We start from the raw sequence: 14824 nt of genomic DNA, 5'->3' as shown, positions 1-14824 counted from the left end.
AATACCGGGTGCGCGTCTCGCGCTCTCGGCACCTCGTGGGGCTGGCGTTGCAGATGAGCCTGATGGCTGCGGCAGTGATCCTGGCCGGGGTGTTCGTGTTTCCCGTGAACCGGGGGGGCTCGCAAGCCATCGTCCAGAATCAGTCGATCCAGAACGACAAATCGTCTCAAGAGAAGGAATGCGATGAGCAAAGCCCTGCGCCTGTCCGAAAAGTGGTTTCGCCGCGGCCTTTGGCTGGTGGCGATTGTGTTCGCCAGCTTCCTGGTCGGGCTCGGCAACACGATCGTCGGTGACCTGCCCCAGGTCGAACACCGGATCGAGCTCGACGATTTCATCGACCGTGCGGCGGCCGATCCGCTGCGCAACACCGTGCGCGACGCCGAGCGCAGCGAGCAGCAGGCGGCGCGCGACCGCGAGCAGGCCGAGCTCAAGCTGGTCGCGGCCCAGCAGGCCAGCCGGGCGGCGCGCGAGACCTTCGGCAACTGGCTCGCCACCCGCCGCGCCACCGCGCAGCCCGATCAGGACAGCGAGCTGATCGTCCGCACCAAGGCGCTCGACGCGCTGAAGGCCAAGGAGGACGAGGCCGAGCGCAACGTGGTCGCGCAGCGCCAGATCGCGCTCGATGCCCGGCAGTCGCGCCAGCGGGCGCAGCAGCAACTGGTGGTGCTCGAGGAGGCGGCGCGGAAGCGGCTCGATGCCGAGAACCGAAAGGTCGAGCTTCGGGTGTTCCTGTACCGGCTGGCGCTCACGCTGCCGCTGCTGGTGATCGCCGGCTGGCTGTTCGCGAAGAAGCGCAAGAGCACCTGGTGGCCCTTCGTCTGGGGCTTCATCTACTTCGCGCTGTTCGCCTTCTTCGTCGAACTGGTGCCCTACCTGCCGAGCTACGGCGGCTACGTTCGCTATGCAGTGGGTATCGTGGTCACGGTGCTGATCGGACGCTACGCCATCCTGGCGCTCAACCGCTACCTGGCGCGCCAGAAGCTGGCCGAGGCGCAGCCCGAGACGGTGCGCCGCCACGAGCTGAGCTACGACACGGCGCTGGCGCGGCTGGCCAAGAGCGTGTGCCCGGGCTGCGAACGCCCGGTGGACCTCAAGAACGACGAGATCGACTTCTGCCCGCACTGCGGCATCGGGCTGTTCGACCACTGCCGCGCCTGCGATGCGCGCAAGAACGCCTTCGCCAAGTTCTGCCACGCCTGCGGCACGGCGGCGGATGCGGGTGCTGCGCCGCCGGCGCCGCCGCCTCCCGGGCCGCTTCAGGTCCAGCCGGCGTCCACCACGTAGTCCTGCGCGGTGCACATCTTCGAATCGTCGGCGGCCAGGAACAGCGCCATGCTGGCGATGTCCTCGGCCATCACGCGGCCGGGCAGGCACTGGGCGGCGTCGATCTCGGCGGCCGATTCGGGCTTGACCCAGAGCCGCAGCTGGCGCTCGGTCATGACCCAGCCCGGGACGATCGAGTTGACCCGGACGTTGGCCTTGCCCAGATCGCGCGCCAGCGAGCGCGTGAGCCCGCGCGTGGCCGCCTTGCAGGCCTGATAGACCGGATAGCCGGCGCCCTTGATCATCCAGCTCATCGAGCCGAAGTTGATGATCGAGCCGCCGCCCAGTGCGCGCATGTCGTCCGCCACTGCCTGGGCGGCGAAGAACTGGTGCTTGAAGTTGACCGCGACGAGACGGTCGAAATCATCGCTCGTGACCTCGGCCATCTGGTGGCGGCGGTCGTTGGCGGCGTTGTTGAGCAACACCCGGATCGGGCCGAAGCGCGAGCGCACCGCGGCGATGGTCGCACCGAGCGCGGCCACGTCGGTGACGTCGCATTCCTGGAACAGCGGTTCGTTGTTGCCGCCCAGTTGCTGCGCCAGCGCGCGCCCGGCCGTCACGTCGAGATCGCAGAAGCCGACCCGCGCGCCCTGCGCATGGAAGGCGCGCACCAGGGCTTCGCCGATGCCGGTGGCGCCGCCCGAGATGAAGACGGTGCGGCCGGCCAGGGAGGGGTAGATGGCGGAGGGAGCGGGGGAGGTGGATGCGGACATGCGTGGATTCTGAGCTTCCGCCGAGCCGCTCGCCACCCAGGTGAACGAGAATGCCCGCGTTGGCACGCGGCTTCGCGGACCCTGCGCTCAGCCTAGATCCCGCGTGCCCGATCCGCCTTGAAGCGGGCGCGGAATTCGGCGAACTGCCCGGCATCGAGCGCCTCGCGGATCTCGCGCATGAGGTTCAGGTAGTAGTGCAGGTTGTGGATCGTGGTGAGCATCGGGCCCAGCATCTCGCCGCAGCGATCGAGGTGGTGCAGGTAGGCGCGGCTGAAGCCATCGCGCCCGCCCTCGTTCCACGGCACGCCGGAGGCGCCCGCACAGGCGTGGCAGCTGCAGCTCGCATCGATCGGCTGCGGATCGCTCTTGTGGCGGGCGTTGCGCATCTTGAGATCGCCGTAGCGCGAGAACAGCGTGCCGTTGCGCGCATTGCGGGTCGGCATCACGCAATCGAACATGTCGACGCCCTGCGCCACGCCCTCGACCAGGTCCTCGGGCGTGCCGACACCCATCAGGTAGCGCGGCTTGTGGGCCGGCAGCAGGTGCGGCGTGTGGGCCATGATGCGCAGCATCTCGTCCTTGGGTTCGCCGACGCTGACGCCGCCGATCGCATAGCCCGGGAAATCCATCTCGACCAGCTGGGCCAGTGATTCTTCGCGCAGGTTCTCGAACATGCCCCCCTGCACGATGCCGAACAGTGCGTTCGGGTTCTCGAGCCGGGCGAACTCCGACTGGCAGCGGCGTGCCCAGCGCAGGCTGAGCGCCATCGACTGGCGGGCTTCGGCCTCGGTCGTCACGTGGCCGTCGACGTCGTAGGGCGTGCATTCGTCGAACTGCATGACGATGTCGCTGTTGAGGATGGTCTGGATCTGCATCGAGACCTCGGGCGTGAGGAACAGCTTGTCGCCGTTGACCGGCGACGCGAACCTGACGCCTTCCTCGCTGATCTTGCGCATCGCGCCGAGCGACCAGACCTGGAAGCCGCCCGAGTCGGTGAGGATCGGCTTGTCCCACTTCTCGAACTGGTGCAGGCCGCCGAAGGCCGACATGACGTCGAGGCCGGGCCGCATCCACAGGTGGAAGGTGTTGCCGAGGATGATCTGCGCGCCCATCTCGTGCAGGCTGCGCGGCATCACGCCCTTGACCGTGCCGTAGGTGCCCACGGGCATGAAGATCGGGGTCTGCACCACGCCATGGTTCAGGGTCAGGGTGCCGCGGCGCGCATGGCTCTGCGGATCGGTGGCGAGGAGTTCGAATTGCAGGCGAGGCAGTGTAGTGGTCATCTTTGGAGGCTTGCAGAGGCGGGCCCGTCGGGCATCAGCATGAGTACGGTGCGGTTGAAGTCTTCGACCACCAGCATCCGGCCCTGGCGGTCGACGGTCAATCCGGTCGGGCGGCCCAGCGGCCGCACGCCGGGCGCGGCGGTCCAGCCGGCAAGCCAGTCGATCGGGCGTCCCGACGGCATTCCCTTGGCGTCGAGCTTGTAGCCGACCACGCGGTGCCCCGCGGGCCGGTGGCCGCGCCAGGCGACGAGCAGCTGGCCGGCGAAACGGCTGCCGGCAGGCCCGACCTGCATCTGCAGTGGCGCGACGTGCGCGGGCCAGAGCATCCAGGGCGCCTCGGTACGGCTGCAATCGAAGCGGGCCTCGTAGCCGCGGGCCGGCTGGCGGCGGCCCACGCAGTAGGGCCATCCGTAGTCGCGGCCGGCCTGGAGGCGGTTGAGCTCTTCGGGCGGCTGGTCGGCCGGGTCGTAGTCGATCGAGTTCTCGCCCTGCAGCACGGTGCCCTTGGCCGGCCCGTCGGCCAGCACCGTCAGCGCGGCCGAGTTGCGCAGGCCGGTGGCGAAGGGCTTGAAGCCCTGCAGCTTGAAGCCGTCGCCGCCGAAGGTGGCCTCGTAGACCGCGGCGCGCGGCATCGGACCGGTGCCGTCGGGGCAGGGCAGCGGGTACGCCTTCGCGCCATCGCGGCAGTCGTCCGAGTCCGAGCCCATGTTGACGTACATCCGGCCGCCCGGGCCGAAGGCGAGTTCCTTCAGTGGGTGCCTGCCGTCCTTGGGCAGGTTGTCGATCAGCATCTCGCGCAGCAGCGCGCCGCCGGGCGCCGGGATCGGCGTGCGCCAGATGCTGCCGGCTTCGCCGACGTAGATCTTTCCGTCCGGGCCGAGGGCCAGGCCGAGCGGGCGGTCGAGTTGCTCGGCGATCACCGTGAAGCGCGCGCGGCGCGGCGCCGGGCCGTCCGCGGGCAGCGTCATCTCGAGCAGGCGGCCCTTGCGTGGCTCCCACGAGCCCATGTCCACGACCCAGTAGCGTCCGGGCGCGACCTCGAGCACGCGTCGCGGCGCGCGCAGGCCTTCGTTCTCGTCGGCGAGCAGCGCGACGCAGGTGCCGGCCGGACTGCGGATGTCGAGTCGCGCATAGTCCCCGCATCGGCCTTGCGGCGTGTAGCCGCGGGCCGCCGCGGCGAGCGGCATCAGCAGCAGCATGGCCAGCGCAAGCCAGGGCCTGCGCGTCATGGCTGCACCCGGGCGAGCAGCATGGCGTCGCCATAGCTGAAGAAGCGGTAGCCTGCGCGGATCGCGTGGGCGTAGAGCGCCATCACGGGTTCGTAGCCCGCGAAGGCGCTGACCAGCATCATCAGCGTGCTCTTGGGCAGGTGGAAGTTGGTGACCAGCAGGTCGACGTGCGCGAACTGGAAGCCCGGCGTGATGAAGATGCGCGTGTCCCCGGCGGCCTCGCCGCTCTTGGCCCAGCTTTCGAGCGTGCGCACGGTGGTCGTGCCGACCGCGACGACGCGGCCGCCGCGCGCCTTGCAGTCGGCGATCGCGCGCTGCGTCGCCTCGGGCACCTCGTAGCGCTCGGCATGCATGGTGTGCTCGGCGATGTTCTCGGTCTTCACGGGCTGGAAGGTGCCGGCGCCGACATGCAGCGTGACATTGGCGCGCTGTACGCCGCGCGCCTCCAGCGCCGCCAGCAGCGACGCGTCGAAATGCAGCGCGGCGGTCGGTGCCGCCACCGCGCCGGGCACGCGCGCGAACACGGTCTGGTAGCGGCTCTCGTCGTCGGTCGAATCGGCGTGCGTGATGTAGGGCGGCAGCGGCACATGGCCGCAGCGCGCCATCAGCGCGTAGGGGTCTTCGCCCGCGGGGCTGTCGAAGCGCAAGCGGAACAGGGCGCCATTCTCCTCGGGCCAGCGGCCCAGCAGCGTGGCCGTGAATCCGCCCGTCATCGCCAGCGTGGTGCCGACCGGCGGCTTCTTGCTGACCTTCATGTGGGCCACCACCTCGGGGCCCTGCAGCACGCGCTCCACCAGCAGCTCGAGCTTGCCGCCGGTGGGCTTTTCGCCGAAGAGCCGTGCCTTGACCACGCGGGTGTCGTTGAAGACCAGCAGGTCGCCGGGCCGCAGCAGCGAGGGCAGCTGGTTGAAGATGCGGTCGACCGGTTCGGCGCCGGTGCCGTCGAGCAGGCGCGAGGCGCTGCGCTCGGCGGCGGGATGCTGGGCCACCAGGTCGGGCGGCAGCTCGAAATCGAAATCGGAAAGCGTGAAGGCGCGCATGGTGCTTGAGGGCCGGACGGGCCCGTGCCAAGGAGGCATGGGAAAGAGGGAGGCGAAGAGCCGGGCAGAATTGTCCCATGCCTGCCGCTTCCAAGTCCCCGACCCCTGAAAAGCCCGCCGCCGCCGCGCCCGCACCCGGGACCGGGCTCAGCGTGGTGCAGCGGGCGCTGCGCAAGCTGGGCCTCCTGCGCGACATCGACTTCGCGCTCTACCTGCCGATGCGCTACGAGGACGAGACCCGCGTCGTGCGGCTGGCCGACGTGCGCGACGGCGAGATGGCGCAGATCGAGGCCGTGGTCACCGAGAGCGAAGTGGCTTTCCGGCCGCGGCGCCAGCTGATCGTGACCGTCGACGACGGCAGCGATACCTGCCAGCTGCGCTTCTTCAACTTCTACCCCTCGCAGCAGAAGCAGCTCGCGGTCGGCGCCCGGGTGCGGGTGCGCGGCGAGGTGCGGGGCGGCTTCATCGGGCGGCAGATGATGCATCCGGCTGTGAAGGCCGCGGGCACCCCTTTGCCGGAGGCGCTGACGCCGGTGTATTCGACGATCGCCGGGCTGGCCCAGCCGGTGCTGCGGCGCGAGGTGCGTTCGGGCCTGGCACGCGCCGTGCTCGACGAGACCCTGCCCGCGGGGGCCGCCCCGCACGGGACCTGGGACCTGCGCCGGGCGCTGAGCTTCCTGCACTATCCCGCGCCCGATGTCGCGCTGGCCACCCTCGAGGACCACAGCCATCCGGCCTGGCAGCGCCTGAAGGCCGATGAGCTGCTGGCCCAGCAGCTCTCGCAGCTGCAGGCGCGGCGCACCCGGGCGGCGCAGCGCGCGCCGGCGCTCGATGCGGCCGTCTCGGGCGAGTCCTTGCACCGGGAACTGCTGGCCGCGCTGCCCTTCGGCTTGACCGGGGCGCAGCAGCGCGTGGGCGTCGAGATCAGCCGCGACCTGGCGCGCCACGTCCCGATGCACCGTCTGCTGCAGGGCGACGTCGGTTCCGGCAAGACGGTGGTGGCGGCGCTGGCCGCCGCACGCTGCATCGATGCCGGCCACCAGTGCGCGCTGATGGCGCCGACCGAGATCCTGGCGGCGCAGCACTTCGGCAAGCTGGTCGGCTGGCTCGATCCGCTGCTGGCCGAGCGCGGCCTGCGCGTGGCCTGGCTCACCGGCAGCCAGAAGAAGAAGGAGCGCGACGCGATGTCGGCGGCGGTCGAGAGCGGCGAGGCGGCGCTGGTGATCGGCACCCATGCGGTGATCTCGGAGAAGGTGCGCTTCAAGAAGCTGGCGCTGGCGATCATCGACGAGCAGCATCGCTTCGGCGTGGCGCAACGCCTTGCGTTGCGCGGCAAGGCGGAGGGCGACCTCGAACCCCACCTGCTGATGATGAGTGCCACGCCGATCCCGCGCACCCTGGCGATGAGCTACTACGCCGACCTCGACGTCTCGACGCTCGACGAGCTGCCGCCCGGCCGCACGCCGATCGTGACCAAGCTGGTGGCCGAGCACCGCCGCGACGAGGTCATCGACCGGATCCAGGCCCAGCTGCGGCAGGGCCGGCAGGTCTACTGGGTCTGCCCGCTGATCGAGGAGAGCGAGGCGGTCGACTTGCGCAACGCCACCGAGACCCGCGACGAACTGGCCGACGCGCTGGGCGACCAGGTCGGCGTCGGCCTGCTGCATTCGCGCATGCCGACCGCCGACAAGCAGGCGGTGATGGAGAGCTTCACGGCCAACAAGCTGCAGGTGCTGGTCAGCACCACGGTGATCGAGGTCGGGGTCGACGTGCCCAACGCCTCGCTGATGGTGATCGAGCATGCCGAGCGCTTCGGCCTCTCGCAGTTGCACCAGTTGCGCGGCCGGGTCGGCCGCGGCGCCGCGGCCTCGGCCTGCGTGCTGCTGTACGCGCCGAACGAGGGCGGCCGGGTCGGCGAGACCGCGCGGGCGCGGCTCAAGGCGATGGCCGAGACCGGCGACGGCTTCGAGATCGCGCGCCGCGATCTCGAGATCCGCGGCCCCGGCGAATTCCTCGGCGCCCGCCAGTCGGGTGCGCCGCTGCTGCGATTCGCGGACCTCAGCACCGATGTCATGCTGCTCGACTGGGCCCGCGACCTGGCCCCGCAGATGCTCGACCGGCACCCCGAACTCGCCGCCAGGCATGTGGACCGCTGGCTGGGCAGCAAGGCCGAATACCTCAAGGCCTGAGCCCTCGCAGGGCATCGCTCGGCTCGGGTCCGAGCTCGGGTGCGTTGTCGATCATCATGGTGCCGAGCAAGTTCGCGAGCGTCTCGCGCTGGTTCTGGTCGAACATTCGCAAAAGATGCAACTCCGCCGCCGCGTGCCGCGGCATCGCCTCATCGGCCAGACGGATCCCCTTGGCGGTGAGCTTGACCAGCACGCCACGGCCGTCGTTCGGATCGATCGATCGCTTGATCCAGCCTTCGTTCTCCAGCCGCTTGAGCAGGTTCGACAAGCCGCCTGAGGTGAAGAGCAGCGTGCTCTGCAAACGCGACGGCGACAGCCTGTAGGGAGCACCCGCCACGCGCAAGGTGGCGAGCACCGCGTACTCCTGGTACTTCAGGCCGAAAGGCTCGAGCACCAGGTTCAGGGTGCGCAGCACGACTTCCTCGAGCCTCAGCAGGCGGCCAATCACGGCCTTGCCGCTGCTGTCGATGTCGGGCCGCTCGCGCTTCCATTGCCGAATGCCGCGCTCGACCAGGTCGCCGCCCTGGGCGGCGGGCAGCTCTTCGGTCGGCGGACGCGGGTCGGCGGCATCGCTTTGGGGCGGACGTCGATTCGATGCTTCTTCTTTGTGCGGCATGACGAGCTTTCCATCAAGGGGGATGCCGATGCGCTGCCGATCCGGTGCAGCGCCGCGGCGCGGGTTCGCCCCTATCTTAAATGCCTTGCATTTATCTTTCGTGAAAGATAAAGTGAATTCCAACGCAGCCATCCGGCCCATCGCCCCACAGGAGCTCTTCATGAAACCCATGTTCTCGCGCTGTCTCGTTCCCGGCCTCATGGCCGCAATGTTGTCAGGCGCGGTGCAGGCCGAAGAGCTGGTCGTCGGCATCTTCGGAGGTTCTTTCGCCGAAGACTCCAAGACCTGCCACATCGCTTCATTCGAGAAGAAGACCGGGGCCAAGGTGGCGCTCAAGCTCGGCAGTTCCTCGCAGTTCGCGGCCTCGATCCGCGCGACCGGCGGAAAGTCGGACTTCGACGTGGTCTACATCGACAACTCGCTCGCCGCCCAACTCAAGAACGAAAAGCTGCTGGAGACCATCGACAAAAGCAAGCTCGCGCACGCCGCCGACGTGTCGCCGCGCGCGCTCGACAAGGACGGCCAGTACGTCGTGTTCATGACCGGCGCCACGGTCATCGTGTACGACACCCAACAGATCAAGACGCCGCCCACCTCGTGGGCCGACCTCGCGAAGCCCGAGTACGACGGCCGACTCGCCATCGGCGACATCAGCGGCACCTCGGGCTCGCAGTTCCTGATGGCGCTCAATCGCATGAAGGGCGGCACGCTCGCCAACATGGACCCGGGGTTCGCGGCCATCAAGCCGATCGCGAAGTCTTCCGTCACGCTCTACACGCAGGCCGACCAGATCGTCTCGCTGTTCGAACGGCAAGAGATCGCCGCGGCCGTCTGGTATCCCGACCGTGCCGGCTCGGCCATCGACAAGGGCCTGCCTCTGGCGATCGTCTATCCGAAGGAAGGCGCGGTGGGCATCCTGCCGGCGCTGGTGATTCCGAAGGGCGCGAAGTCTCCGGCGCTGGCGCTCAAGTACATCGACGAAGTGCTGTCGAAGGAAGGCCAGACCTGCTTCGCCGAACGCAAGTACGCCGGCCCCGTCAACACGCAGGTCAAGCTCAGCGACAAGGCCGCAAAGATCGTTCCCTACAAGGAGACCTTCGACAACCTCTGGCTGCCCGATCCGGAGGTCGTGGCCAAGTCGCTGCCCGACTGGACCAAGCGCTGGCAGCGCGAAGTGGCCCGCTGACCACCGGCACCGCAAACTCCAGGAACCGACCGACATGCCGGCACTCACGCTCGACCGCCTCGAGAAACGCTATCCCGGTCACACGGCCGCATCGTCGGTCTCGCTGTCCGTCAGCGACGGCGAGTTCATCTCGCTGCTCGGCCCTTCGGGTTGCGGCAAGACCACCGTGCTGCGCATGGTGGCCGGGCTGATCGAACCGACAGGCGGCCGCATCCTCGTCGACGGCCGCGACGTGACGGCGCTGCCCACCAACAGGCGCAACATCGGCCTGGTCTTCCAGTCGTACGCGCTGTTCCCGCACATGAGCGTGTTCGAGAACGTCGCGTTCGGCCTGCGCCGCCAGGGCGTGCAAGGCAGCGAGCTGAAGCAACGCGTGGACCAGGCACTTGCCAGCGTTCGGCTCTCCGCGCTCGGCGACCGCATGCCGAAACAGCTGTCGGGCGGCCAGCAGCAGCGCGTGGCGGTGGCGCGCTCCATCGCGCCGCGCCCCAGCATCCTGCTGTTCGATGAACCGCTGTCCAACCTCGACGCCTCGCTGCGCGACGAAATGCAGATCGAGCTCAAGCGCCTGCAGCGAGAAGTCGGCATCACCACGCTGTTCGTCACGCACGACCAGGGCGAGGCGATGTCGATGTCCGACCGCGTGTGCGTGCTCGCGCACGGGGTCGTGCAGCAGTTCGACACGCCGGAGGCCATTTACCACCGCCCCGCCACCGGCTTCGTCGCGAGCTTCATCGGGAGACCCAATCGGCTCACGGGCCGCGTGGTGCGTTCGGCCGAAGGCGCGGCCGCGGTGCAGCTGAACGGCGGCCCGGTGCTGTCGGCAACGGGTGCCGAAGGCATGGCGCCTGGCAGCGCGGTCGATGTCGTGGTCCGCCAGGAAGACATCCGCTTCGTCGAGGCGGCATCACCCAGCGCATCGCCTAGCGCCGCCATTCTCGCGGGCCACGTCGCCATGCGCGCATTCGTCGGCTCGCGCGTGCAATACCTGCTGGCCTTCGGCGGCACCGAGCTCATCGCGGAGGCGCTCACCAACGGCCCGCACGCCGGCCTGGAAGTCGATGCAGCGGTGCGCGTGCGCATCGAGCCGCAACATGTCTACGTGACGCCCGCGGCGAGCCAGGAGGCCGCATGACGCCGCGCAGGATGACCGGCGCGCTGCTGGCGTCGCCGTTGCTGCTGCTCCTGCTGCTGGCGTTCATCGCGCCGGTGCTGCTGATGGTGCCGCTGAGCCTGCACCCCTACGAGCCCGGCACCGGCATCGCCGCCGGATGGACGCTCGCGAACTACACCAGCATCGTCACCGACGAGTACTACCGCGAGGTGGTGGTGCGCACGCTGGTGCTGGGCTTCGGCGTCACCGCCATCTGCCTGCTGCTGGGCTACCCGCTGGCCTACTACATCGCCAATGCGGGCCCGAAGATGCGCCTCTCGCTCACCATGCTCGTCATCTTCCCGATGCTGCTGAACCTGGTGGTGCGCTCCTTCGGCTGGATCGCGCTGCTCGCCAACCGCGGGCTGGTGAACAACCTGCTGATCGACATCGGCCTGATCGAGCGGCCGATCAAGATGATGTTCAACCTGTTCGGCCTGCTGGTCGGCATGTCGCACATCTTCCTGCCGATCATGGTGCTGATGCTGGTGCCGGCCATCCAGGCGATTTCCAAGGACGTTCAGGCCGCCGCGTACACGCTGGCCGCCAGCCGGTTGCGCGTGTTCTGGTCGATCACGCTGCCCATGAGTGCGCCGGGCATCCTGTCGGGTTCGATCCTGGTGTTCGTGCTGACGATCAGCGCGCTGGTCACGCCGCGCATGCTGGGCGGCCCCACCTACAAGGTGATGGCCACGCTGATCTACGACGACTTCCTGCAGACGCTCGACTGGCCCGCCGGCGCCGCGATGTCGTTCACCCTCACCGCGCTGACGCTGGTGGTGATCGGCTTGTCGAGCCGCGTGCTCAGGCGCTGGGGAGGCCACGCATGAGCGCAGCGCCGGACCGTTCCCAAGCCAGCGCACGCCGCAGTGCGAAGCACGAAGGTGTCCCCATGAGCGCGAAGCACAAGAAGACTCCGCTGCTCGCGGCCACGGCCATCGCGGTGGTGGTGTTCCTGCAGATCCCGGTGCTGGTGGTGGTCCTTGCGGCGTTCAGCAAGACGGCCTACCTCACGATCCCGCCGAGGGGCCTGACCTTCCACTGGTTCGACGTCGTGCTGCGCGACCCCGAGTACCTGAGCGCCGCCTGGACCAGCCTGTGGCTCGCCGCCGCCTCGACCGCCGCCGCGCTGGTGCTCGGCCTGATCGCGGCCTATGCCATTCACCGCCGCATGGTGCCCGGCGCGGGCGTGCTCACCTCGCTGTTCATGGCGCCGCTGATCCTGCCCTCGGTGGTGCTCGGCGTGGCGCTGCTTCAGTACTACACGATGACCGGCCTGCGCGGCAACTCGTTCGGCCTGTGGATCGCGCACGTGGTCATCACCGTGCCCTACGTGGTGCGCGCCAGCCTCGGCAGCCTGTCGTCGGTCGACGAGTCGCTCGAGGACGCGGCGCGCGTGCTGGGCGCGGGCGGCTTCGCCAGCTTCCGCCTCGTCACCCTGCCGCTGGTCAAGCCCGGCCTCGTCGCGGGCGGCCTCTTCGCGTTCATCACCTCGCTCGACAACGTGCCGGTCTCGGTGTTCCTGCTGTCCGCGAGCCAGACCACGCTGCCCGTGAAGATCTTCACCTCGGTCGAGCAGGGCGTGGACCCGAGCGTGGCCGCGGTGTCGACCCTGCTCATCGTGACCACTGGCGTCGTGCTGCTGCTGGCCGAGCGCTGGACGGGTTTCCACAAGCACGTCTGACCGCCCTGATGTCCCACCCGAATCGCCCAAGGAATTTTCTGATGCCGACGACGAGCAAAGGCTTCCCGCTCATGCTGACCTTCGACCTCGACGCGGAGACCATGTGGACTGGCCGTGACCCCGCCAACGCGCAGCGTCCCATCCTCATGTCGCAAGGCGCCTACGGATGGAAGGTGGGCATGCCGCGCATCCTCGCGCTGCTGGCGCGCTACGGCATTTCGGCCACCTTCTTCATTCCCGGCGAAGTGGCCGACAAGCACCCGGACCTGGTGCGCGAGGTGGTCGACAAGGGCCACGAGGTGGCGCACCACAGCTACAGCCACCGCTGGATCGTCAACCTGAGCCCCGCCGAGGAGCGCGAGGAAATGGATCGCGGCATGGAAGCGCTGACGCGTCTGGCCGGCACCCGGCCCCGCGGCTGGCGCTCGCCGGCGGCGGAGTTCAGCAGCATCACGCTCGACCTGCTCAAGGAATACGGCTTCGACTATTCGTCGAACTTCTTCGACGACGACTCGCCCTACCTGCTCGAGATCGGCGGCCAGCGCACCGACATCGTCGAGCTGCCGTTCCGCTGGGTGCTCGACGACGCGCCCTTCTTCCAGTACTCGATCACGCTGCCGGGCCGCACGCTGCAGGCGCCTTCCGCCGTGCTCGAGGCCTGGACGAGCGAGTTCGACATGCTCTACGCCGAAGACCGGATGATGATGGTCGGCATGCACCCGCAGATCATCGGCCAGCCCTCGCGGCTGAAGGTGCTCGAAGGGCTGATCGAGCACGCGCTGACTCGCTCGGGCGTGTGGATCGATCGCTGCGACCGCATTTCCGACGACATGCGCCCGCGGCTGCAGGCAGCCGTCGCCGCATGACCGCCACGTCTTCCACGGCCCGGCGCTTCGTCGTGAGCGGCGGCGCGAGCGGCATCGGCTTCGCGGTGGCTCGGCTGGCGTTGGAACGCGGCGCACGCGTCGTGCTGCTCGACCGCGATGCGCCGCGGCTGCAGGCGTGCGTCGCTGCCTTGGGCGACGCGGCACTGCCGCTGGTGTGCGACGTCACCGATGCCCAGGCGGTGAGGGCGGCGGTGAACCACGCCGTCCACTGGCTTGGCGGCCTCGATGCGCTGGTCAATTCGGCCGGCGTCGACTCGCTCAAGCCGCTGGAGCAGACCGACGATGCCGAGTGGGCCCACACGCTGGCCGTCAATCTCACGGGCCCGATGCTGATGTGCCGCGCCGCCATGCCGCACCTGCGCGCGGCCGGTGGCGGCAGCATCGTCAACATTTCGTCGGGCGCAGGGCTGCGTCCGCTGCCGAACCGCACCGCGTACTGCGCCGCCAAGGCGGCCGTCATCATGTTCGGCAAGGCGCTGTCCATCGAGGCGGCGGCCGACGGCATCCGCGTCAACGCGGTCTGCCCCGGTGCCATCGACACGCCGCTGTTCCGCACCAGCTACGAGCACAGCGACGACCCGGAACGCGAGCTCGACGAGATCCGCCGGCGCTACGCGCTGGGCCGCGTTGCCGCTCCCGAGGAAGTGGCCGAAGCGGTGCTCTACCTGAGCGGCCCCGGCGCCAGCTACATCACGGGCACCGCACTCGCCGTCGATGGCGGGCGCACCTTCCACTGAGCGAACCGCCATGACCTTCGAGCACCGCATCGCCGTCGTCACCGGAGGCGGGCAGGGCATCGGCGCCGCCACGGTGCTCGACCTTCTCGGCAAGGACGCGCGGGTGGCGGTGCTGGACCTCGACTGCACCCCGCTCGCGCAGCAGCTCGCCACGAAGCCCGACGTCGCGGCGCGTTGCCTGTGCGTGTCGGGCGACTGCACCGATGGCGTCGTGGTCTCCGGCTTCTTCGACCGGGTCGAACGGGAACTGGGCCCCGTCGACATCCTTTTCAACAATGTCGGCCAGAGCGCGCGCGAACGCGGCGGACTGTTCACCGAATCGGACGAGGCCGTGTGGCGCTTCGTCATCGAGGTGTCGCTGCTGACGGCCATGCGCGCGTCGCGCCGCATCGCGCCCGGCATGAAGGCGCGCGGGTTCGGCCGCATCGTCAACATGAGCACCGACGCGGCCTTCGCCGGCGACGTGGGCCTGGCGGACTATGCAGCCGCCAAGATGGGCGTGGTCGGGTTCACGCGCTCGCTGGCGCGCGAACTCGCACCCCACGGAGTCACGGTGAATGCCGTGTGCCCCGGCGCGATTCGCACCCGCGCGCACGACAAGCTGCACCCCGACGTGCTCGCGAAGATCGTTGCCGACACGCCCGCCGGATTCGTCGGTGCACCCGAAGACGTGGCCGCCGCGGTGCGCTTCCTGGCGAGCGACGAAGCCCGCTTCATCACGGGCCAGACGCTGCTGATCGACGGCGGGCGCTGGATGCTCTGAGCCCCTTTCCTCCGCCTTCCC

General features: G+C 69.2%; 14 protein-coding genes. 9 read left to right on the top strand and 5 right to left on the bottom strand.

The window, feature by feature from the left end; all coding sequences use genetic code 11:
• The first annotated feature begins 183 nt into the window (after positions 1–183).
• The gene (locus tag AC1D2O_RS12605; RefSeq protein ID WP_478090144.1) at positions 184–1284 is read left to right on the top strand and encodes a serine endopeptidase; all 1101 of its coding nucleotides are present in this window, start codon (positions 184–186) and stop codon (positions 1282–1284) included.
• Here the strand turns inward: AC1D2O_RS12605 and AC1D2O_RS12600 are convergent.
• The 4 genes from AC1D2O_RS12600 to queA all read right to left on the bottom strand — a co-directional run bounded on the left by AC1D2O_RS12600 (position 1257) and on the right by queA (position 5588).
• Complete coding sequence (locus AC1D2O_RS12600; RefSeq protein ID WP_478090143.1) at positions 1257–2036, bottom strand: SDR family NAD(P)-dependent oxidoreductase; 780 nt, start codon at positions 2034–2036, stop codon at positions 1257–1259. The two genes, AC1D2O_RS12605 and AC1D2O_RS12600, sit on opposite strands and share 28 nt — an antisense overlap.
• A 92-nt stretch (positions 2037–2128) precedes the next feature.
• Positions 2129–3319, bottom strand: a complete 1191-nt coding sequence (gene tgt, locus AC1D2O_RS12595) for a tRNA guanosine(34) transglycosylase Tgt (protein ID WP_478090142.1) — start codon at positions 3317–3319, stop codon at positions 2129–2131.
• Positions 3316–4548, bottom strand: a complete 1233-nt coding sequence (locus AC1D2O_RS12590; RefSeq protein ID WP_478090141.1) for a PQQ-dependent sugar dehydrogenase — start codon at positions 4546–4548, stop codon at positions 3316–3318. The genes tgt and AC1D2O_RS12590 overlap by 4 nt, the downstream gene beginning before the upstream one ends.
• Complete coding sequence (queA, locus tag AC1D2O_RS12585; RefSeq protein ID WP_478090140.1) at positions 4545–5588, bottom strand: tRNA preQ1(34) S-adenosylmethionine ribosyltransferase-isomerase QueA; 1044 nt, start codon at positions 5586–5588, stop codon at positions 4545–4547. The genes AC1D2O_RS12590 and queA overlap by 4 nt, the downstream gene beginning before the upstream one ends.
• Before the next feature lie 77 nt (positions 5589–5665).
• Here queA and recG point away from each other — a divergent pair, with 77 nt between their 5' ends.
• Positions 5666–7777 (top strand): ATP-dependent DNA helicase RecG, encoded by a 2112-nt coding sequence (gene recG, locus AC1D2O_RS12580; protein ID WP_478157102.1) that lies wholly within the window; start codon positions 5666–5668, stop codon positions 7775–7777.
• Here the strand turns inward: recG and AC1D2O_RS12575 are convergent.
• Positions 7767–8564: a MarR family winged helix-turn-helix transcriptional regulator gene (locus AC1D2O_RS12575; RefSeq protein ID WP_478087550.1), complete on the bottom strand. Its 798-nt coding sequence runs from the start codon at positions 8562–8564 to the stop codon at positions 7767–7769. The genes recG and AC1D2O_RS12575 overlap by 11 nt on opposite strands.
• Between AC1D2O_RS12575 and AC1D2O_RS12570 the strand changes: the two genes are divergently transcribed.
• From AC1D2O_RS12570 to AC1D2O_RS12540, 7 genes are all read left to right on the top strand, one after another.
• A complete protein-coding gene (locus AC1D2O_RS12570; RefSeq protein WP_478087549.1) occupies positions 8554–9579 on the top strand; it encodes an ABC transporter substrate-binding protein in 1026 nt (341 codons plus the stop codon). The genes AC1D2O_RS12575 and AC1D2O_RS12570 overlap by 11 nt on opposite strands.
• Positions 9580–9613: 34 nt before the next feature.
• The gene (locus AC1D2O_RS12565) at positions 9614–10714 is read left to right on the top strand and encodes an ABC transporter ATP-binding protein (RefSeq protein ID WP_478087547.1); all 1101 of its coding nucleotides are present in this window, start codon (positions 9614–9616) and stop codon (positions 10712–10714) included.
• The gene (locus AC1D2O_RS12560; protein ID WP_478087546.1) at positions 10711–11562 is read left to right on the top strand and encodes an ABC transporter permease; all 852 of its coding nucleotides are present in this window, start codon (positions 10711–10713) and stop codon (positions 11560–11562) included. The genes AC1D2O_RS12565 and AC1D2O_RS12560 overlap by 4 nt, the downstream gene beginning before the upstream one ends.
• A gap of 62 nt (positions 11563–11624) precedes the next feature.
• On the top strand, positions 11625–12416 hold the full coding sequence (locus AC1D2O_RS12555; RefSeq protein ID WP_478087545.1) for an ABC transporter permease: 792 nt from the start codon (positions 11625–11627) through the stop codon (positions 12414–12416).
• A gap of 41 nt (positions 12417–12457) precedes the next feature.
• The gene (locus AC1D2O_RS12550; protein ID WP_478087543.1) at positions 12458–13282 is read left to right on the top strand and encodes a polysaccharide deacetylase family protein; all 825 of its coding nucleotides are present in this window, start codon (positions 12458–12460) and stop codon (positions 13280–13282) included.
• Complete coding sequence (locus AC1D2O_RS12545) at positions 13279–14040, top strand: SDR family NAD(P)-dependent oxidoreductase (protein WP_478087541.1); 762 nt, start codon at positions 13279–13281, stop codon at positions 14038–14040. Before AC1D2O_RS12550 ends, AC1D2O_RS12545 begins: the two co-directional genes overlap by 4 nt.
• Before the next feature lie 10 nt (positions 14041–14050).
• Entirely contained in the window at positions 14051–14803 is a 753-nt protein-coding gene (locus tag AC1D2O_RS12540; RefSeq protein WP_478087539.1) for an SDR family NAD(P)-dependent oxidoreductase, read from the top strand.
• The last annotated feature ends 21 nt before the right edge of the window (positions 14804–14824 follow it).

Source organism: Variovorax sp. P1_G12, assembly GCF_056405555.1.
Note: the sequence above shows the minus strand (reverse complement) of the source record. Positions and strands in the feature narration are given on the sequence as shown.

Coding starts and splice junctions, on each gene's coding strand:
- recG (WP_478157102.1), top strand. CDS start 5,666: ATGCCTGCCGCTTCCAAGTCCCCGACCCCTGAAAAGCCCGCCGCCGCC.
- queA (WP_478090140.1), bottom strand. CDS start 5,588: ATGCGCGCCTTCACGCTTTCCGATTTCGATTTCGAGCTGCCGCCCGAC.
- AC1D2O_RS12575 (WP_478087550.1), bottom strand. CDS start 8,564: ATGGGTTTCATGAAGAGCTCCTGTGGGGCGATGGGCCGGATGGCTGCG.
- AC1D2O_RS12555 (WP_478087545.1), top strand. CDS start 11,625: ATGAGCGCGAAGCACAAGAAGACTCCGCTGCTCGCGGCCACGGCCATC.
- tgt (WP_478090142.1), bottom strand. CDS start 3,319: ATGACCACTACACTGCCTCGCCTGCAATTCGAACTCCTCGCCACCGAT.
- AC1D2O_RS12560 (WP_478087546.1), top strand. CDS start 10,711: ATGACGCCGCGCAGGATGACCGGCGCGCTGCTGGCGTCGCCGTTGCTG.
- AC1D2O_RS12550 (WP_478087543.1), top strand. CDS start 12,458: ATGCCGACGACGAGCAAAGGCTTCCCGCTCATGCTGACCTTCGACCTC.
- AC1D2O_RS12545 (WP_478087541.1), top strand. CDS start 13,279: ATGACCGCCACGTCTTCCACGGCCCGGCGCTTCGTCGTGAGCGGCGGC.
- AC1D2O_RS12570 (WP_478087549.1), top strand. CDS start 8,554: ATGAAACCCATGTTCTCGCGCTGTCTCGTTCCCGGCCTCATGGCCGCA.
- AC1D2O_RS12605 (WP_478090144.1), top strand. CDS start 184: ATGAGCAAAGCCCTGCGCCTGTCCGAAAAGTGGTTTCGCCGCGGCCTT.
- AC1D2O_RS12590 (WP_478090141.1), bottom strand. CDS start 4,548: ATGACGCGCAGGCCCTGGCTTGCGCTGGCCATGCTGCTGCTGATGCCG.
- AC1D2O_RS12565 (WP_478087547.1), top strand. CDS start 9,614: ATGCCGGCACTCACGCTCGACCGCCTCGAGAAACGCTATCCCGGTCAC.
- AC1D2O_RS12540 (WP_478087539.1), top strand. CDS start 14,051: ATGACCTTCGAGCACCGCATCGCCGTCGTCACCGGAGGCGGGCAGGGC.
- AC1D2O_RS12600 (WP_478090143.1), bottom strand. CDS start 2,036: ATGTCCGCATCCACCTCCCCCGCTCCCTCCGCCATCTACCCCTCCCTG.